Genomic DNA, 19,885 nt, shown 5'->3' on the forward strand with positions numbered 1-19,885 from the left:
ATAACCAGTCTAAGCATGGGGTGAACGTAAAGCTTGACCTAAACGAGTTAAGCCTTGGGAACAGTCAAAACGATCGAGATGTACTTCAATAAATGATAGGCGATCGATGTTACCCTGGGCAATTGATAAAGCCTTTTCTAATTCCCCTTCTGTCCTGACTTGACAACTCCAACTTTCCCCGTTAAATACTGCTGGTAATTGGTGATATTTCCACGGTTGTAGATCATTATAAATATTATCCTGAATTACCCGCTCGATCGTGTAACCATCGTTATTAATTAAAAAGATAATTGGATTGAGATGATGACGGATAATTGTCGAAAGTTCCTGGGCAGTCATTTGAAAAGCGCCATCCCCCACAAAGACGATAGGACGAGTATTGGGTGCGGCAAAAGCTACTCCTAAACAGGCGGGAATTGAATAACCAATAGAGAGATAAAATGCTTGACCAATAAAGTCGGTTTTTTGAGGCATTAATAAATCAATCGTGGCAATAATTGCATCCCCTGTATCGGAAATAACAAAAGATTCTTGAGCGATAAAATGATTCATTCGCTCATAAAAACGAGCATTAGTTAATTTTTGCTCTGGCACGGCAATGAATTCTAAATCCTTCAATTCGGCTGCGGGTTTAATCTCTAGTGTAGCCGCTTCTTTGTGACTTAGTTTATCAATTAAACCATCGATAAAGTCTCCTAGGAATACTGGTTGATAGAAGTGATGTTTAATTTTTACTTTCTCAGAATTAGCATTAATCAAATTATTGGGATTTAAATTAGCCGTAAATCCGCCTAAATTCATATCGGACATGATCGCCCCTAAACAGAGGACACAATCGGCATTTTCCACCCGTTGACTAACGTATTCGCGACTTAATGCTCCCACATAAGTGCCGATAAATTGCGGCTGCATTTCCGAAATTGACGACTTACCTAAAATAGTGGTAGCTAAGGGATAACCCGTTACTTCTAAAAGTTTCAGCAACTTATCTTGGAGTTTAAACCGATGGAATTCTACCCCCGCTAAAATAATTGGTTTTTCCGCTTTTTCTAATAAAAAAACCGCTTCTTCAATGGCTTCTTCTAAAGCGGCGGTATCCGTGAGATTATCGGTTAAATAAATTGGATTTTCTGAGGGGATACAGGGACGATAGACTAGATCCCGGGGAATTTCGATATACACAGGACGTTTGTGATGCAAACAAGCTGTTAAAGTTTGATCGATTTGACTGGCTGCTTGGGCAGAATTAGTGAGAATAACCGAGGCAACCGTGACTTTTTCCATGATGGAAAATTGCAGATTATAATCGCCCGTGGTGTGGTGTAATAATAAATTATCCCGGCGAATCGAGCGATCGGAAGCTCCACTAATTACCACCAGGGGAACTCTTTCAGCGTAAGCACCGACCACAGCATTAACAAGGCTAAATCCCCCGACTCCGTAGGTGACACAGACAGCGCCCATACCTTTGACTCGCGCGTAGGCATCGGCGGCATAACCCGCGTTAAGCTCATTACAGGTGCAAACTAATTCGATCGGACTTTCCACCAAAACATCCATCAAATCGAGGACATAATCCCCCGGCACCCCAAAAATATGATTAACCCCTAAATTATGGAGACGCTGGAATAAATATTCGCCGATGGTGATCATAGCAATTTTCTCGCAAAGATGAGCAGGATGTCGGTGCGGAATTTTCCTTGCTCACTTTCAGCCAAAATGCCGATCGCTCTTGCTAGGAAAAGACCGACTAACTTACATATCATATTTACTAATGATAGCAACTCCCAGATCTACATCTAGAGTACCTTGAGCGCCACCTCCGGGGATTAAACCGCAGAAATCTCGCAAATAACGCTCGTAATGGTTAGTTTTTAGTTGTCCTGCCCCTCCTAACAAACGTTGGGCAATCAAAACTAATTCGATGGCGCTGTCGGTAGCATAGGATTTAGCTAAGCTAGTAATCGGTTCCCAGAGAGGATCTACCTGACCAGCGGCCTCAGCTTCTAGGGATTGATAGACGATCGAGCGACTGGTTTCTAGCAGTTTATACATTTTACCGATCTCTGCCTGTACCGATTGCATAGCGGTTAAGGGTCGATTGTAACGGATGGAATGACTGAGACTTTTGACGCAATCTTCCAAAATTGCCTCCATTCTGCCCAAAACGGGACTAACCAAGATAGAACGACGGGCGTTTAAAAATTCCTGCACATGACTTAACCCATCGGCTGCCACCATCACCGAGTCATGGGGAAGAAAAACATCATGAAAATGTACCGTTGAGATGCCAGCAGCACGCCATCCTGCCATGGGTAAGGGAACAATTTCCACTCCGGGGAATTCTTTTTCCACCAAAAAAACCTTAAGATCGTCAAAACTATCGGTTTTATGACGGGCATAGGTCATAAAGGTATCAGCATTGTAACCGCCAGTGGTGAAAAGTTTTTTGCCAGAAAGGATATATCCGCCTTGGGTTTCTCTGACGCAGGTGTTAAAGGAAAAAGGATCCGCACCGTCGGTATAGGCAAAAGCGGGCGATCTTTTCCCCGCGATCATCGGTTTCAGGTAACGTTCGATCAAGTCCTGTCGTTTTGACTTGTAGATCATTCTCATCACCGAACCGCGCAGAGAAATCACGAAGGGAAAGGATAGATCTTGACAGAGATAACCGACTCGATCGAGCATCATTCCCCAGGATAGCTGATCAGCCCCTCCACCTCCTAATTCTTGAGTTACAGGGTAGGGAGTCATCCCTAAACGACAAGCTTCGGCAAAAATATCTTCTGGTATACAAGTACCATTGGCATCCCGTTCTAAAACTCCGGGGTTAATGCGTTTGCGAATAAAATTGCCAAAACGACTATCGACTTCTGCTGCTATTTTTTTGGCTAGGGTACGATTCATGATGTTTTTATCAACCTCTTGTCTCAATTTTTTCCGGATAACGATTTTTTTGTCCCTATATACTTAGCAGGGCAATCGCACTTATTTTGTATAAATTGTACTTGACAAACAGACAGTTTAAGCGGTGGAGACCAGGGGCTAGACATGGCCGCTTGAATCGAGGACAGTATCTAGGGCTGGCTGAATAAATCTAAAAACCTTGTTGGGTAAGACTTTTAGACTTTTTGTCAATCAAAAAGTACGGCTCTTCGGTAATTGTTATGCAAATAATTAACTTAAAATAAAATTTGATCAGAGAGCCTATGCCCAAAAATAACTGAAACCCATACAGGGAAAGATTTTAGGCACAAACAGGTTAATGCCAAAAGATAGACAATTGAGTTAAGATTTGATATAATAGCCAAAAACCAGAGTATTTTACTTAGGGTTTGCTGAATAATGGTAAAACCTTTTTAAAATAAGGCTTTTGGCCTGTTAAAATCCAATGTTCATGCTGCGAAAATCGGATTGGTATCCTCAAAAACCTTGCATTATCCTTGCCATAGTACATAACCTAGTACGAAAGAGAGGGCAACAAAGCCTGAAACTCCTGACTCCCGACTCCTGACTCCTGACTCCTAACTCCACCAACAAACTTTTTCAGCAAACCCTACTTATGATACTTGACAAATTTTTGAACCTAGAAGGAACCTCTATTCAAGGCTATCGACACCTAGAAAATATCGTTATAGTTTTCCGAATCGAAAAATAAAAAAGCAACGGCAGAAGCGCAGAAAAATAAAAAACAGAAAGCGGAAAAAGAAGCAAAGCTAGAAGTTTTAAAGCGAAGTAAATATAGCCTGTTAAAAAATGAAAAAGATTTAACGGAAACCCAAAAAATCAGGCTAGAAGCTATCAAAGGAAATTTTCCAAATTTGAAAAAGATGCAGGAATTAAAGGAAGAATTCAGAAAGATTTATGAAACCTCAGAGAATCCGACAGAAGGACTGCTATCTATCTCGGAATGGTTGGCAAAATCCTCTAGTGTTTTTACCAAGAGTTGTCAAACAATCCGAAACTGGTTTGGAGAAATCATTAGTTATTTCGAGCGAAGGACAACGAATGGGGTGGTCGAGGGAATCAACAATAAACTGAAACTAATAAAACGGAGAGGCTATGGCTTTAGAAACGGAATTTTTGGGTTAGAAGTATGTTATCTAGGCATCTTGTCTGTTGATTTAGCATAAAGAGTAACGAAGAGCCATCTTTTTGCCGCAAACCCTACTCAGCGATCGGTACTCAATTGACCGATCGCTGTTTTTGGCGAGATTTTAGGCGATTACTGGTCAAATTGTTCGATCGCCGTGGCGTAACTCTCTTCCACCCCCGTGCCGTAACCTAGTAAGCGATGGATAAAAACTACTCGGTGCTGCCAAAGATAGACTTTCGTGTCCACAACTCCTTCATCAAGGAGAAAATAGGGTTTGTGCAGTTCGATATCTATTTCTTGTAGGGGATTACTGAAACCCACTTTCAGAGCTGGTTGTTTGCTACCTTGGCCAAGAACCAGTTTTTCCCGACTAGCATTAATGTAGGCTGCCGCTTCCATAAAAGCCCATTGATCGGCAAAATCAAGAGCATAGCGGTGCAATTGGAAGGGATAACGACCTTCTGCGATTAATTCACCCTGTTTTTGTTCTTCAATTTGTTTAGTTAATTTTTGGACTGGACGTTCAAATTTTTTCGAGATTTCTTCTTCCGAGAATAAATTTATCAGTTCCTCTGGCAATCGCCCTGGTTTTGCTCCTAAACTCACTTGATCGGTGATTGTTACTGGACGTAAACTGATTTTTACCTGTGCCACTTCTTGATTATCAGCCAAGATACTAGAAGGCATTTCTAATAATACTCCCCCCTTAATGCAACTGGCACGGGTGACGAGTTGAATCGTTTCGCAATCGTGAAAAGTGACATTTTTGATGTAGCGCAGATGGGCCATGGCAACTACCATACTGGTTTGATAGTTTTCCACTAACTTTTGAATACTCATCAAGTGATCGCGCAACCATCCCGCCCAACCATTTAATCCTAAGCGCAAAAGTTCTCGCTGGTGCATCTGCAAGGGAGTGAATAAAGTCGGACAGGCGGCGAGAGTAAGTTCACTGGTTCTCGGTGGGGATGAAGTGGGAGTAGTTGCGGCAACTGTACTAACCATTTTGTCGTCCTCGGCTAAAGATTTTGTGGCAATAAAATAAGACTAGGGAAGTAAGTAGATAAACCTGCCCGACGAAACAGTTAATCTTCCCTGTTGATAGTTAAAGCTGGGAATTATTTAATATTTTTAATTAACCACCAGCAATTGCCGTTAAAATTTGCAAGCGATCATTTTCTTGAATACTGCGGTCTAATTCATTCGAGAAAAGCTGTTCCCCATTTAAAAAAAGTCGATGAACTTTGCGAACTTCGCCATTCGCATCGTAGAGAGAAGCCGTTAAAGAGGGATATTTTTCCGTGAGAGTCCGTAAAGCTTTGGAGATGGTTTCCGCTTCTAGGGAAACTTCTTTTTGGTAGTCCACAAATCGTAGGAGAGTTCCAGAAAATGCAATGTTTAAGGTGGTCATTGTGGTGTTCCTCTTGTCTTACTGATCAGGAATACAAGCTTTTTGAGATTTATTCCGTGAAAATTGATTTGCCAATTTAGACCTGAATTGGCAATTATCTTCATCTTGTGTCATGATACTGCCCTCTCCCTTATTACCTCCATTATGTGTACATTTCTTAACAAAAAGATAGAAAACTTAAAAGAGTCCGAAACGATTGATAGGTATAGTTTTGAAAGAAGTAATCTACTGAGGGGTCATCAAAAAAAGGGAAAATGGGCAGCCCAAGGATTATTTCTGTGGAAAACTTATCGAGCCAATGTTGTCCATCGGAGCTTACTTGAGCTTTTTTTAAGCTTTGCCTCCCCCTAAAGTACGATCAATTTTTTAACAAAACTTAACTTGACGCTGGGCATAAATACGCTTATTGTGAAGCGGAAAGGTTAGTCATCTGTCTTTGGGAATAGCCACGCTGCTGCTTCAGCAAGATTTCTGCTGCTAATCAACTGATATAGTACAAATTCAAAGCCCAAAATGAGCAAAAAATTAACAGTTTCTACCATCGCTTTACTAGGCGCATTTGTCGCTACCTCCCCAGCGCAAGCGGCTTTAGTTCAAAACGTATCTCTTTTAGACTTGGTTAATAGCGGCACCGTTGCTGGTTCCACGGGAACCCTAACTAGAACGGCGACGGGAATTGCAAGTACCGTGTCCACTAGCAATTTATCCCCTGGGGCTGCCTATACCATGTGGTGGGTTATCTTCAATAACCCTGAGTTTTGCGTCGGGGGTTGTGGTCAAGACGACTTCTCCAATCCTACTGTCAATGCTTCGGTATTTTTTGCCGATGGAGAAGTAATTGGTTTAAATGGACTGGGTAATTTCTCTGCTCAAGTCGGTATCGGTCAACTGCCTAATCCTAACCAAGTGGAATTAGGTAATGGGTTATTCAATCCCTTGACAGCAGAAGTGTGGAACGTAGTTCGCGACCATGGACCAGCTAGTAGCGACCCCGCACTGCTAAACGCACAGTTAACCACCTTTAATGGTGGCTGTACCCTTACTCCGGGGGATGGTCTTTTTCCCTGTCGTGATGAGCAGTTAGCGGTTTTTTCAACCCCTGTTCCTGAACCTTCCGTTTCCGTGGGGTTAATTGTCTTGGGAACTCTAGGAATTTTATCGAGATTCCAAAGAACCAAAAACTAAGCTGGACTGAATTGAAATTATCTGAGGGATAATCCTTCTCTTAGTCCGTTTTTCCTCGCTTTCGGCCCATTTGTTCCCATTTGCCGGTCATGTACAAAAAAATACTCTCTTTAACCCTTTTTCCTTTAGGGATTGCTTCCACTGCCTTGCTGCCAGTATCATCTGCTCAAGCGGTCACGGTGGCCAGTGATTGGATTGGTGCCGCCACTCAAGGTGTCAGAAATCAACCCCAGGGACCAACGGTAGCTTCTCGGCTCTATGGCATCCTTGGCACTGCTATGTACGATGCTTGGTCAGCCTACGAAGCTACCCCCATTAGTACCGTTCTAGGAGATACTTTACAACGTCCTACGAGCGAAAATACTCAAGCCAATAAACAGGAAGCGATTAGTTTTGCCGCCTATCGGGTGTTAACGGAACTGCTACCCACACAAACGGCTAATTTGACTGCTCGGATGAATAGTCTTGGTTACAACCCCAACAATACCAGCACCGATACCACTACGGCAGCGGGAATCGGTAACACCATCGCCGCCACACTGATGAATGCCCGTCGTAATGACGGTTCCAACCAGTTAAACAACTACGTTGATACCATCGGTTATAGCACCCCCAACACTCCCACTCAAGTGGTCAATATCGAACTCTGGACTCCAGAGAGTGTTCCCATCGATTCTGGTTCAGCACTACAGAGATATCTCACCCCCCACTGGGGAACGGTGCAATCCTTCTCTTTAACCGATAATGCTCAATACCGTCCCCCTGAAATTATTCGTTTTCTGTCAGATCGCAACGCTTCGGCGGATTTACAGGCGGGAACGATCACCCGGGCTAATGGTACAGTGGTTCCTATTAGTGCTGCTTTAGTGGGAGTAGATATCAATCCCGCTTTCATCCAGCAAGCGGTTGATGTGGTGGCATTCAGTGCCAATCTCACCGACGAACAGAAACTAATTGCTGAATTTTGGGAAGATGGCCCTGGAACCCCCTTCCCTCCGGGTACATGGATGGAGTTCGGGCAAGATATCTCGCAGCGGGATAATAATACTCTCGACGAAGATGTGCAGTTATTCTTCGCCCTCGGTAATGCGGTTATGGATGCGGGGATTGCCACCTGGGAAGCGAAACTATCCTATAATTCCGCCCGTCCCGTGCGCGTGATTCGCGAGTTAGGTCGCTTGGGTTTAATCGGGACTGACAGTAACGGCGATGGAGTCTTTGAAATTAACGCTTGGGGCGGCCCCGGTTTAGGCACAATAACTATTCCCGCTACCCAATTTCTCACCTACCAGAATCCCTTTGGTCCTCCTTCGCCACCCTTTGCCGAATATACCTCAGGCCATAGTGCCTTTAGTGCCGCTGGGGCGGAAATCCTGCGTCTTTTCACTGGTAGCGATGTCTTTGGTGGTTCTGTCACCTTTGCTCCCGGTACTTCAGCTTTTGAACCGGGCATCACTCCTGTTAGTCCGGTAACTCTTTCTTGGGATACTTTCTCAGAAGCGGCGGGTGAAGCCGGTATTTCCCGTCGTTATGGCGGTATTCACTTCCTCGACGGCGATATTCAAGGCAGAATTTTAGGTCGCAGGGTGGGGAGAAGTGTTTGGAACCGCTCTCAATTTTTTATCAACGGTGGCGTTACTACTCCAGAAGCGGATAATGTTCTCGCCCTCTTGACCCTAGGCGGTATTTTCTCCCTAACACGCCTGAGAAAAAGCAAAATTAAATAAAAATTAGACATTTTGCTAAATTTCCTAGAGACGTTGCCCCCAACGTCTCTATTTTACTTTCTCCCTAGTCTGCCCATCCCACAAGCCGAAAATAGGGAGATTGGCTCCGATCGCTTGTTATACTTGTCTAGGATAGAAATTACCGCTCCTCACCCCTGACTGTTAATGATTTTTACTGAATTAGTTTTGCAAAATTTCGGACCCTACGCTGGTCGTCAAGTGATTAATTTACGTCCTGAAAAAGATAACAATCCCTGTCCGATTATCCTTTTAGGAGGCATGAATGGCGGCGGTAAAACTACTTTAATGGATGCGATTCGTTTGGCTTTGTACGGTGCGCGGGCGAAGTGTTCTACTCGCAATAATTTAAGTTATGCCGAGTTTCTCAGTCAAGCAGTTAATAATCAAGCTTCCCTCATCGATCAAGCTAGAATTGAACTGGCTTTTGAACATCTAGTTAATGAACAATGGCGACAATATCGTATCGTTAGATACTGGACAAAACAGCCCAAAGATGGTAAGGATACCCTCGGTATTTTAGATGAAGATTGGCCTGATCCTGCCTTAGCTAATACTTGGGATGAATATATTGAAACTTTATTACCTTTGGGTATTTCTAACCTGTTTTTATTTGATGGGGAACAGGTAAAAGAATTGGCAGAACAGGATGTACCTCCTGACAGTGTTAAGGATTCGATGCAGACTTTATTAGGGTTAGAATTAGCGGAAAGATTAGCAGTTGATCTTGATATTTTAGCTAGTCGCAAGCGTAGGTTATTAGCGGCAGAGAATGAACTGGCAACTATTGAAGCTATCGAGAAAAAATTAGCCCAGTACCAAGAAGATTTAGAATTGGCTCGGCAAGAGATGGAAACTCAACAAAAAAATTTAGATTTGGTTAGAAATGATTTTGATGCAGTCTCGGATAAATTTCGCATTGATGGCGGAAAAATTGCCGCCGAAAGAAGTCAATTAGAGAGCAGAAAAAAGGATTTAGATAAAAAGCTAGATAACCAGAGAGAATATTTAGGTCAATTAGCGGGGGAATTTTTACCATTAAAGTTAATTTTTCCTCTCCTAGAAGCGGCTAAAATTCAGGGAGAAAAAGAGCTAAAATTGCAATCGTCTCAAGTCGCTCAATCGGTTTTAGAATCCAGAGATAAAAAGTTACTTGCTTATTTAGAACAACTGAATTTAACTTTAGAACAATTAGATAATATTAGAGAATTTTTACAGCAAGAAAATCAGTTTTTAGCTGAGGATAGCGATTGTTTGATTACTCCTTACTTAGATTTAGACGAGGAGGCGATCGAGTTATTAAATCGAGTCTTAACCCATCAATTACCGGCACAAATTAACCTCGCTCATCAAGCGATGGAACAATTAAGAAATCTGGAAGCTGACTTAGATAATTTAGAGCGAGAATTAGCAGTAGCAGCCTCTCCCGAAGAATACGAAACCCTGAGTAATAACTTAAAAACCGCTCAGAAAAAGTATCTAAATGCTCAAGCGGAATACGAGCAAAGCCACAAAAATTATGAGGAAATCAAAAAGAAAATTGAGAAAACTAAAAAAGAATTATTTGCCTATAGTGAGAAAGCTTTAGAATCCCAAAGTAACGAACACATCGTCAATGCTATTGTCAAAGCACAGCAAACTTTAAAAGTATTTAAAGAACGCTTAACTTTAAAAAAATTAAATAGATTAGAGGGAGAAGTGGCGGAATGTTTTCGTTATTTATTGCATAAGTCCGATCTAGTTCAAAAAATAGCGATTGATGCTGATACTTTTGGTCTATCTCTCTTTAGTCCTGATGGACAAAATGTGCCTAAACACCGTCTTTCTGCCGGAGAAAAACAACTATTAGCGATCGCTTTTTTGTGGGGATTAGCGCGAGTCTCTGGACGAGATTTACCCATCGCTATCGATACACCCCTCGGACGTTTAGATTCTTCCCATCGCCATAATTTAGTTGAACGTTATTTTCCCGCTGCTTCCTCTCAAGTTATCCTCCTTTCCACCGATACAGAAATTGGACAAAATGAGCTACTCTTATTAGAAGAACAGGAAGTAATCGCCCGAAAATACCTGCTAGAATACAATTCCCAACAACGTCAAACCACTATTCACCCCGATCGCTACTTTTGGTAAAATCATGACCGAGATAAATTCCCCAAAAATCCTCCCCCAACAGGATTGAGAATGACTAACTATTTTCTCATCACTCAGATCGAGGTAAAATTATAAATTATGGAATCACCGATCGAACGTTTTAGACTATCTCAAACCGCCAAAGATAGCCTAATAAAATTAAAACGCTACACCAAAATTGACCAATGGAATATCCTCTGTCGTTGGGCTTTTTGTCGTTCCCTTGCCGAACCGAGTCTCCCCTCTCCCGTTCCCATTCCTGCCGATAGCAATGTAGAATTATCTTGGAAAGTATTCGGGGGAGAAATGGCCGATATTTTCCTAATTGCCCTCAAACAACGTTGTCATCAAGACGGATTAGGAACCGATAAAGAAACTCTAACTCAACAATTTCGCTTACATTTACATCGCGGTATCGGTTATCTTGCCGGGGATGCCAAGCTAAAAAAAATTGATAATTTGATCGAATTAGAGAGAGAAAATCTCAGAGAATCTTGATCAAGAATGATCTGTTTTTAGGGGGAGCGCATCTCAAACGCTATTGACAATTGGGTAATTTTGTGATGGTATTTAAAAGAGGGCGGCTATCGGGGGATGAGAAAAAATGGAAAATTTAATCGAGGAAGCACTAAGCCATCGAGCGATTAATCATCCGTATTTACTTGCTTTAGAAAAAGGAGAATTTCAACATACTGATGAGGTTCTCAAAGACTTTGCCAGTCAATACGGAGCTTATAGTGACTGGTTTTCCCGTTATTTAACAGCAGTAATATCAAAGCTAGAAAATCCCACTCATCGAAATCACCTGCTGAAGAACTTAGCTGAAGAAAACGGACATCTACACGATGAAGATCTCGAAGCAATCCGTAAATTAGGTATTAAGGACGAGTGGGTACAGGAAATTCCTCACCCACAGTTATTCAAGCGTTTTCAAGAAGCGATGGGAGTAGATAGCAGGCAACCGCCTTGTGTTGAAGTACAAATTTGGCGTGAATCATTCTTATCGCTGCTCCAGAATGGAAGCTCACTCCAAGCTATTGGAGCCATAGGTTTAGGGACTGAATCTGTTGTTAAATTTATCTACAAACACATTATTGAAGCGATTAAAAACCATACATCATTATCCTTGCAGCAATATGTATTTTTTCCTTTACACACAGAAGTGGAGGATGAACACAGCTTAACTTTAGTTGAGATCGCTAAGGAATTAGCCAGTGAAGGCGAACAGGCTGTTCTGGAATTACGGAAAGGAATGTTAAAAGCCTTAAATCTACGTGCTGCTTACTGGGACAATATGTATGAACGTGCGTTGGCGCTAGATAAATCTTTGACATCATCAGACCTACCCAAGATTGTTACGCTTTTCACTAAAATGATTAAAAGCAAAAAGCTGTCTAATCAGGAACAGGAACTTTTATCGCATCAAATCAATGACGTGCGTATTGGATTGACGGAAGACTTATCTACTGTTCCAGTGGAAAAACTACTACCCGGATTGAGTTCACTTTTGCTATACGGTATGCAAAGGGAAAAGCACAGGGAAGAAGTTCTGAACTTGTTAGATTGGCTTGCGGATCCATCTGATGAATGCCAATGCTCTCCAACAATATTAAGGCTTGCATCACAACTTTACCATGATTTTCAAACGCTACGACTGGGAGCCTTGACCGAAAAAATCAATCAACAAAAAAGCTTAACTTATGTCCAAGAAGCTAAGGAGCTTATTTCAACAATCAGCGCCAGCAACTTAGAAGCTTTATACAACAATCAGGTTGATAAACTCAATATTGATTTTAACGTATTTCGCCTACCGTTTGCTCTAGAAGTTTTAGATGCACGCCTAGTCATAGTCAAGCCAGGAAAAACGAATGAAATGCACCGACATGCACATGAAACCGTATTTGTATTTCTTCAGGGTCAAGGAAAAGTTATTGTTGATCAATACGAAAACGAAGTCGAACCGGGTACTTTTGCTGTTATTCCCCGTTGGTGCGTGCATCAATCTGTGAACTTAGGAGAAGAAGATTTGGTTTTTCTGGCGATAGCTGATTTCGGATTAACTGGTAAAAGTTTCCTGGGTAATTACTTGCACAGTGCTAGGCTAAAACAAAATTAGTGCAAATTTTATCCCGTTAGATAGGTAAGGTATGAAAGCAACACAAGAAACCAAAAAACTTTACGACGAAAGCGCATCCGACTGGAAACGAGTAGAACCGATTTTGCTTTCTGATTACTCCGCGCGTCCGTTTGTCATTGATTTATGTGAACCGATTGTCAATAAGAAAATATTAGATCTAGGCTGTGGGGAAGGTTATGTAGGAAGAGAGTTAATTAACCGAGGCGCTCAATATGTTCATGGGATTGATATTTCATCACAAATGATCGAGCAGGCCTTGATTCAAAAAAACGAGCATCAGATTATTAATGCTTCCTATGAAGCTGGTGATATTCGTGATTTTGCGGTAACTGAGTCCGAACAATACGATTTAGTTCTGGCTATGTTCCTGTTCAACTACTTAAATGTTTCAGAAACTATTAGCACGATGCAGAAAGCCTACCAACTTTTGAAATTCGGTGGCTATTTCCTGTTCGCCGTCCCCCATCCCTCTTTACCTTTTCTGAAAAAAGATAAGTTTCCCTTTTATTTTAAACCGAAAGCTGGCTATTTTTCTGGACGCGACCAATTATTCCCCGGTGAGATTTGGCGCCGAGATAGAAAAGCCGTCGCCGTGCAATGTGTTCATAAAACTATGGAAGATTACTTCACATCTCTTCGTTTAGCAGCCTTCACAAAAATGCCAGAAGTTTATGAACTAAAAATTAATCAGGAACATTTAGAACTAGACCCAGAATTTTTTACTCCGCTCATTGACCTTCCCCTTCACGTTGCCTTCAAGATTCAAAAATGATTAGACCAATTTTTGATCCTAATATTTCATTACTGACTTGGAAAAAATTGCCCGATCCTTCTCAACTATTTTTTAGTTTACCCAAATCATTAGTCTTGGATTTACTGAAAACAAGCAATCACAGATGGCTTGAAAAACCCAACGAAATAGGACGGGAAACAGTTAATAAAAATCTTGACTTTTTCCTGCCGTTTCGTGAGAAATTGCTCCTAGAACCCGGAATAGTTATTTTCCGATTAGATTCAGCATTAACAGAAACGGAAATGCGGTTAATTTATGCTTTTATTTCTCGTATTTTTGGACGACTAAACCACCGCTATGGCTATTTTTTTGATGTAATCGATCGAGGAATGGATTACACTAAAAAAGCTATACCCGTTTCGATGACGAATGCAGAAACTGGCTATCATACCGATAGTACAGCCAAAAACTACTTCCCTGATCTTGTTGGCTTACTGTGTCTTGCTGCCGCAGATGAGGGAGGAGATTCTCTTGTAGTAAACGCCGCCAATTTGTATCAATATTTCTGGCAAAACCATACAGACCTAGTTCTCTATCTTTACGAACCTTTGGCGCGCGATGTGATTACACCTGGAGAGATTAATTCTCAAGAAGCTATTCAAAATAATAATTTCCCCTTATTCTCAACAGATTCTCAGGGTCTGGTTTTTCGTTATATGCGGTACTGGATTGAAGTCGCTTACTCCAAACTAGAAATAGCGCAACCGGAAGCTATCACAAAAACACTCGACATCATCGACGACTTTTTTTCAAAACCAGAAAATATAGTCCGCTTCAAAATGAAAAAAGGCGATATATTTTACATTAATAATCGCTTTTTATGCCACAATAGAACCGCTTTTAAAAATTCAGGAAAACCCCGACAGATGGTCCGTAGTTGGATTAACCTTTAAACAAAATACGTCCAAGGGAGAAAGTGAACCGGTCAAGGTACAGAGTACGATGACCTCAACCTCTTTGTCACCCCTTCAGTGGTTCAAACTCACCCTAAAAAACCTTCGGTCGGCCTAAAGTAGTGATATAAATAACTGCTTCATCGGAGGGAATTCCTAACACTTCATTAACTTGATCATCAAAAAAACCACCGATACCACTAACCCCTAACCCCAGATGAATAGCCGCTAAATTTAATCTCTGTCCCAAATGGCCCGCATCTGCATGAAGATAACGATAAACTCGATCGCCATATTTAGCCACTGCTTTCGACAGATCCGCCGTATGAAAAACCACAGCAGCCGCATCTCGTCCCAAATCCTGACCTAAACAGAGATAATGTAACTCTTGCCGGAAATTTTTAAAGCGAATTTGCCGCAATTCTTGGGCTTTAGGAGCATAATAATAACAGCCTTCCTCTAATCCAGTTACTGCCGAAACAGCGATAAAAGTTTCCAATAAATCCAGAGCAAAATAATCGGGATTGGGATCGAGATTTTGACTGGCATAATCTTGGGGTTGATAGGTAAAATGCAGCAGCGCTCGCAATTCGTCTAAACTGAGACTAGCACCACTATAAGCGCGGGTAGATCTGCGTTTAAGCATCGTACTTTCCAGATCGATTAAATCTTCCCCCCAATTGACGGGACGGGATGTCACGGAAACTTTCAGACAAAAAGGAAAATTATATTTATCTTCCCAATTAGACGGGGTAACGGCTGCTTCTATCTTTTCGTCTGTAGCTATTATAGTGGCTCGCTGTAGGGAGCTTAATAATTCTCCCTCGGCAATTTTGGGATAAAGAGTCGTGGTTGCCGAAGGGAGTGCCGTGGTACTAGGGGGGAGATTTTGGCGGATATTGAGCAGATCTGCCAAAGGAATCACCGTCATGACACTTTCCTTCTCGGAATCAAGATAAAGCAATTCATTCATCTGGCTATCGTTAAAACCACCGATTAAATGAGCGCGATAGTCATTAATCGAGGCTGATAGCTCAATATTGCCCAATAAATGCCCTGTATCGAGGAAAATACGCCGATAAGCTCGATCTTCGTAGCGCCAAGCAGACCGATAAAAAATGGCACTGGTAACTAAAGCGATATCGGTATTTTCTAAAACAGGATTCCAGAAACAAGCAGATTGTAGGTGGGTCCAGACATCACTTTCCCAGAATAAAAGCAGCGAGTGACTTTGACCTTGATAACTGTAGAGACCGGCGGGTAAAAATTCCGTGCCACGGGAGATCAGATAGACCTCGGCGGGGTATAATCCACCAGCAGAGGGTGCGGAACGTAGGTACAAGGGACTGCCCATAGTGGCGATTTTGGCAGTTAAACCATAGCTACAGCCCAAAATTCGCGATATACGTCGCCAAAAGTCCCCTTTTTGGGGAACCGTTTGACGGGAGAGGTAGGGTTTGAGATCGAAAGTCTGACCGATTTTGTATTCTTTGAAGGGATGGGGTTGTTGACTCCAATCAAGACCTTTACTTTTTGAGGCGATCGTCTGGGGGTCGTATTTGGTCCGCTCGTGGTAGTATTGGGCGATCGAGATTGGCTGATCTGGCATGATAAAGATGGGCTGTCTAAGCTTTACTTATTAGTTTGACATTATAACTGCTATAATTATCCCATGGCGGCTCAACCCAGAGAAATTCGACGTTATGTTACCAGTGACGGCAAAGTTCCCTTTGCCCAATGGCTCGATTCTTTGCGGGATATTAAGGCTAAAACTAAAATTGCTCAACGTCTAAACCGGGTTAATTTAGGTAACTTAGGGGATTATAAATCAGTAGGAGCAGGAGTTTATGAACTACGAATAGACTATGGTTCTGGTTATCGCGTTTACTTTGGACAAATCGGAACAACAATTATCTTACTCCTGTGTGGAGGAGATAAAAAAACGCAACCTAAAGACATTGAAATAGCTCAAAAATATTGGCAAGACTATAGGAGCCGAGAAAATGCCAGTCAGTGATAGTTATCATGATTCCCTGATCGAATCTCTTAAAGATTCCCATTATGCAGCAGTTTATCTGGAAACTCATCTCGAGGGAGATGAATATGAATTTGAATCAGAATTACTCAGACTCGCGTTCAATCACGTCCTAGAAGCCCTTGGCCCTCAAAATCTAACACCAGAACAAATCAAAATTCAGGCTAAGCAATTGGAAGAACTAATGCAAAAACCTGCACCTGAAGCCATGAATCAACTAACCTCTTGGCTTCAAGCTTTAGGATTGAAATTAACGATAACGGTCGCTTCAAAAATGCCAGAAATAAATCATGAAAATGACGCTGTTAGTTCAATCAAGATTACAGTGTAGTTTGTAGTTTGTAGTTTGGTCTTTTTAATTACAAATTGATAGCCGCTTAACGCACCCTACACAGAAAACGGGTTTTTTTCAGAAACCCGTTTTCTAAAATAAAATTATGACTACACCTAGCTTCACCATTCCCCAATCTGACCCTCCCCTTTCCCCCCGGCAATCCTTGCCGACGATGTATGATTTACCTAGTGACAATCCACTGGAACCCGGTTTGCCTGACGAATTTCACCTATTACAACCTCAGTTATTACTGCTGACTTTTCAGCCTCCCAACTGGGAACCAGATCTAGTTTTTAGCGCTGCTAACCTCAACCTTACAAGAGGTTTCTGCGGCTAAACAAGAGGCTTCTGCGGCTAAACAACGAGCAGAACAACTAGCATCACGATTGCGGGAATTAGGGATAGATACTGAAGCCTGAAGGCTCGAAAACCCCCCAAAAAAGAGAGAGGAAACCCGCGCCTCCTCTCTCTGGGACATTATTTTCTCGCTTTGCGGACAGCACCCCCTAGCATTAAACCGCCCAGTGTGATATAACCAAGAACACTCGTAGGTTCGGGGACACCCACAGCAGAAGAAGCGACGGTCAACAAATGCCGAGAGATTTTGGCTCTTCTTTACTTGTTATGGTTCGATAGGGGGGCATAAATCGACTAAATCCTTATCTGGCAAGAGACTTAATTGATTAGTTCGCTTTAGATAAAAAACAATTGACAAAAATCGCTAAATGCCTTTCTCTATAAGGGTTCTATCCCTTATAACCCCCGTCCATTGCATAACACAAACCGAAGAGCCGAAATTTTTTGAGATTATTCATACATTGAATAATTTGCTCTGGGAATAAAGTTATGTGTGGATTTTAGAAGCAATTTGATTGAAGTCAACATAAAACTAGAGGATTTTACTCTATCATTACTTATTTTAATTTTCAATGTACCTACACCCTACTAGACTACTGGTCTGTCAAGTTTGGAAATTGACGGATACAATTTAGTTAATTTGATCCGAGCATCGACCGTAATAAAATCTATGGAAATTATCGCTGTTTTACTGGGAGTTTTCGGTTTAGGCACAGGTGCGGGTTTATTAGTCATCCGTAACTATTACCACATCTGTCAACCGAGCGAAGTCTTAATTTTTGCCGGTAGTCGTCGTCCCACGGCCACGGGCAAAACCATCGGTTATCGTTTGGTAAAAGGGGGCAGCAGTATTCGTTTACCGATGCTAGAACAAGTGTATCGAATGGACCTGACCAACATGATCATCGATCTCAGGGTGGTTAATGCCTATTCTAAGGGCGGTGTGCCGTTGATCGTCACTGGGGTGGCGAATATTAAAATTGCCGGGGAAGAACCGATTATTCATAATGCGATCGAGCGTTTATTGGGCAAGAAACGCAAGGAAATCGAACAACTGGCTAAAGAAACCCTAGAGGGGAATTTGCGCGGTGTCTTGGCGAATTTAACCCCAGAACAAGCGAACTCCGATCAGATTGCTTTCGCTAAAAGTCTCCTAGAAGAAGCGGAACAGGATCTGGAAAAATTGGGTTTAGTTTTGGATAGTTTGCAGATCCAGAATATTTCCGATGAGGTGCGTTATCTCGATTCGATCGGACGGAAGCAGAAAGCCGAATTACAGAGAGATGCCCGGATAGCCGAAGCAAAAGCCCGAAAAACATCGATTATCAAGGCTTCCGAGAATCAACGTCTAACCGCTTTGCGTCGTATCCAAAAAGATTTAGAAATAGCCAAAGCTGACGCAGAAAAACGGGTGCGCGACACTCAAACTAAGCGCGGCGCCATGATTGCTGAGGTAGAATCGGTGGTTATGTCCGATTTAGCTAAAGTACAGGCCGAAGTGGCGGTACAAAACGCCCGAATTAAGCAGGTGAAACAGCAATTACAAGCAGATGTGATCGCCCCTGCGGCAGCGGAATGTCAACAAGCGATCGCAAAAGCCCGGGGGGAAGCGGCCAAAATTATCGAACAGGGGAAAGCGCAAGCGGAAGGAACCAAAAAACTGGCGGCATCTTGGCAAGGAGCGGGAAATAACGCTAAAAACATCTTTTTATACCAAAAATTGGAGTTATTGCTGAAATTAATGGTCGCTAGTGTCCCAGAAGTGCAGGTGCAAACGGTGACGGTAGTGGACGGGGGTGATGGTAATCTTGTCCCGAAAATGACTGCCTTTGCCGAACAATTGCGTCAAGCTACCGGAGTGGATCTGGTACAAATGGCTAATCGTCTAGCACAAACCGAGCCATCTGTCAAGGGCAAAGACACAAATTTTGATTTTAAACAATTGCCCTCCTGAATCAGTTATCAGTTATCAGTTATCAGTTATCAGTAGGAGGATAGAGTATTGTACCATTTTTCTTTATTTGTGGCAGGCATCCTAATCCCCTCTACCCTTCTGGGAGAGGGGTTGGGGGTGAGGGTAATTAACTATCTCTGCCATTACTTTAGAAAAATCGTATTAAGTGAGCAGTATTAAATGGCAGTAAAAGTCCTGTCTGTTCACTGATTACTGATTACTGATTACTGATTATTGTCCACTAAAATATTAATCAAGTTTGGAAACCACCGCCATGGATGACTTAATTAATGCTCCCTCCCCTTCTCCCCAAGACATAGAAATGACACGGACTCCCCCCTGGGGAACGGTGACGGTATTGGAGGAAGGTCCGCGGTATCGCATCAATCGCATTGTCATTAAACCCGGCCATCACATGAGTACCCAAATGCACTACCATCGCAGTGAACACTGGATTGTCGTCTCCGGTACAGCGCGGGTAATCTGTGATGAAAAAGCAACTCTCCTCAAACAAAAAGAATCTACATACGTTCCTATGAATACCCGTCATCGGTTGGAAAACCCCGGTTCTATTCCTCTGGTGATGATCGAGGTGCAAAATGGCGAATATTTGGGAGATGATGATATTCACCGTTTTGATGATGCAGAATAGGACAGTTTTCTTCCGTATATAGGGCTTGCTGAATAAATCTAAAAACCTTGTTGGATAAGGCTTTTAGACTTTTTTGACCTCAAAAAGTGCCGACCATTGGAGGGATCGGGGGTAAAATTCAGGTACTTTTTCCCTGAAAATTAGGTAACTGACTACCTCA

At 42.2% G+C, this 19,885-nt stretch carries 16 protein-coding genes and 3 pseudogenes; 13 read left to right on the plus strand and 6 right to left on the minus strand.

What is annotated here, in order from left to right; genetic code table 11:
* Positions 1-9: 9 nt before the first annotated feature.
* Positions 10-1,653 (minus strand): alpha-keto acid decarboxylase family protein, encoded by a 1,644-nt coding sequence (locus tag IM485_RS08605; RefSeq protein WP_104395608.1) that lies wholly within the window; start codon positions 1,651-1,653, stop codon positions 10-12.
* A 102-nt stretch (positions 1,654-1,755) separates the two neighbouring features.
* On the minus strand, positions 1,756-2,907 hold the full coding sequence (locus tag IM485_RS08610; RefSeq protein ID WP_104395609.1) for an acyl-CoA dehydrogenase family protein: 1,152 nt from the start codon (positions 2,905-2,907) through the stop codon (positions 1,756-1,758).
* 758 nt (positions 2,908-3,665) lie between these two features.
* Between IM485_RS08610 and IM485_RS08615 the strand changes: the two are divergent.
* Positions 3,666-4,123, plus strand: a pseudogene (locus IM485_RS08615) (ISL3 family transposase); the annotation flags it as partial.
* A gap of 102 nt (positions 4,124-4,225) precedes the next feature.
* Here the strand turns inward: IM485_RS08615 and IM485_RS08620 are convergent.
* Positions 4,226-5,101, minus strand: a complete 876-nt coding sequence (locus IM485_RS08620; protein WP_069474857.1) for a hypothetical protein — start codon at positions 5,099-5,101, stop codon at positions 4,226-4,228.
* Between the two features lie 130 nt (positions 5,102-5,231).
* Complete coding sequence (locus IM485_RS08625; RefSeq protein ID WP_002740056.1) at positions 5,232-5,507, minus strand: MoaD/ThiS family protein; 276 nt, start codon at positions 5,505-5,507, stop codon at positions 5,232-5,234.
* A 513-nt stretch (positions 5,508-6,020) separates the two neighbouring features.
* Between IM485_RS08625 and IM485_RS08630 the strand changes: the two genes are divergently transcribed.
* From IM485_RS08630 to IM485_RS08660, 7 genes are all read left to right on the plus strand, one after another.
* Positions 6,021-6,692, plus strand: coding sequence for a hypothetical protein (locus IM485_RS08630; RefSeq protein ID WP_104395610.1), 672 nt, complete (start codon positions 6,021-6,023; stop codon positions 6,690-6,692).
* Positions 6,693-6,781: 89 nt separating this feature from the next.
* Entirely contained in the window at positions 6,782-8,419 is a 1,638-nt protein-coding gene (locus IM485_RS08635; RefSeq protein ID WP_104395611.1) for a vanadium-dependent haloperoxidase, read from the plus strand.
* A 165-nt stretch (positions 8,420-8,584) separates the two neighbouring features.
* The gene (dndD, locus tag IM485_RS08640) at positions 8,585-10,570 is read left to right on the plus strand and encodes a DNA sulfur modification protein DndD (protein WP_287742455.1); all 1,986 of its coding nucleotides are present in this window, start codon (positions 8,585-8,587) and stop codon (positions 10,568-10,570) included.
* 99 nt (positions 10,571-10,669) lie between these two features.
* Positions 10,670-11,068, plus strand: coding sequence for a DNA sulfur modification protein DndE (gene dndE, locus IM485_RS08645; RefSeq protein ID WP_002735106.1), 399 nt, complete (start codon positions 10,670-10,672; stop codon positions 11,066-11,068).
* Between the two features lie 106 nt (positions 11,069-11,174).
* Complete coding sequence (locus IM485_RS08650) at positions 11,175-12,686, plus strand: cupin domain-containing protein (RefSeq protein ID WP_104395613.1); 1,512 nt, start codon at positions 11,175-11,177, stop codon at positions 12,684-12,686.
* A gap of 31 nt (positions 12,687-12,717) precedes the next feature.
* Positions 12,718-13,479 carry a class I SAM-dependent methyltransferase gene (locus IM485_RS08655; protein WP_104395614.1) on the plus strand — a complete coding sequence of 254 codons (762 nt, stop codon included), beginning with the start codon at positions 12,718-12,720 and terminating at the stop codon, positions 13,477-13,479.
* Positions 13,476-14,393 (plus strand): TauD/TfdA dioxygenase family protein, encoded by a 918-nt coding sequence (locus IM485_RS08660; protein ID WP_104395615.1) that lies wholly within the window; start codon positions 13,476-13,478, stop codon positions 14,391-14,393. Before IM485_RS08655 ends, IM485_RS08660 begins: the two co-directional genes overlap by 4 nt.
* Positions 14,394-14,487: 94 nt before the next feature.
* Here IM485_RS08660 and IM485_RS08665 read toward each other — a convergent pair whose 3' ends face one another.
* Complete coding sequence (locus tag IM485_RS08665; RefSeq protein ID WP_287742459.1) at positions 14,488-16,002, minus strand: SagB/ThcOx family dehydrogenase; 1,515 nt, start codon at positions 16,000-16,002, stop codon at positions 14,488-14,490.
* 63 nt (positions 16,003-16,065) lie between these two features.
* Between IM485_RS08665 and IM485_RS08670 the strand changes: the two genes are divergently transcribed.
* The 3 genes and pseudogenes from IM485_RS08670 to IM485_RS08680 form a co-directional block, all read left to right on the plus strand.
* Positions 16,066-16,410, plus strand: coding sequence for a type II toxin-antitoxin system RelE/ParE family toxin (locus IM485_RS08670; protein ID WP_104395617.1), 345 nt, complete (start codon positions 16,066-16,068; stop codon positions 16,408-16,410).
* Positions 16,397-16,759 carry a helix-turn-helix domain-containing transcriptional regulator gene (locus IM485_RS08675; protein ID WP_012266497.1) on the plus strand — a complete coding sequence of 121 codons (363 nt, stop codon included), beginning with the start codon at positions 16,397-16,399 and terminating at the stop codon, positions 16,757-16,759. Before IM485_RS08670 ends, IM485_RS08675 begins: the two co-directional genes overlap by 14 nt.
* 106 nt (positions 16,760-16,865) lie before the next feature.
* Positions 16,866-17,078 (plus strand): annotated as a pseudogene (locus IM485_RS08680) (Uma2 family endonuclease); the annotation flags it as partial.
* Positions 17,079-17,239: 161 nt separating this feature from the next.
* Here the strand turns inward: IM485_RS08680 and IM485_RS08685 are convergent.
* Positions 17,240-17,329, minus strand: a pseudogene (locus tag IM485_RS08685) (PEP-CTERM sorting domain-containing protein); the annotation flags it as partial.
* Positions 17,330-17,789: 460 nt separating this feature from the next.
* Between IM485_RS08685 and IM485_RS08690 the strand changes: the two are divergent.
* Positions 17,790-19,073 (plus strand): flotillin family protein, encoded by a 1,284-nt coding sequence (locus tag IM485_RS08690; RefSeq protein WP_104395618.1) that lies wholly within the window; start codon positions 17,790-17,792, stop codon positions 19,071-19,073.
* Positions 19,074-19,347: 274 nt separating this feature from the next.
* Complete coding sequence (locus IM485_RS08695; protein WP_287742466.1) at positions 19,348-19,725, plus strand: phosphomannose isomerase type II C-terminal cupin domain; 378 nt, start codon at positions 19,348-19,350, stop codon at positions 19,723-19,725.
* The last annotated feature ends 160 nt before the right edge of the window (positions 19,726-19,885 follow it).

Source organism: Microcystis sp. M169S2, assembly GCF_020245865.1.
In the GTDB taxonomy this organism is placed as follows: domain Bacteria; phylum Cyanobacteriota; class Cyanobacteriia; order Cyanobacteriales; family Microcystaceae; genus Microcystis; species Microcystis ichthyoblabe_A.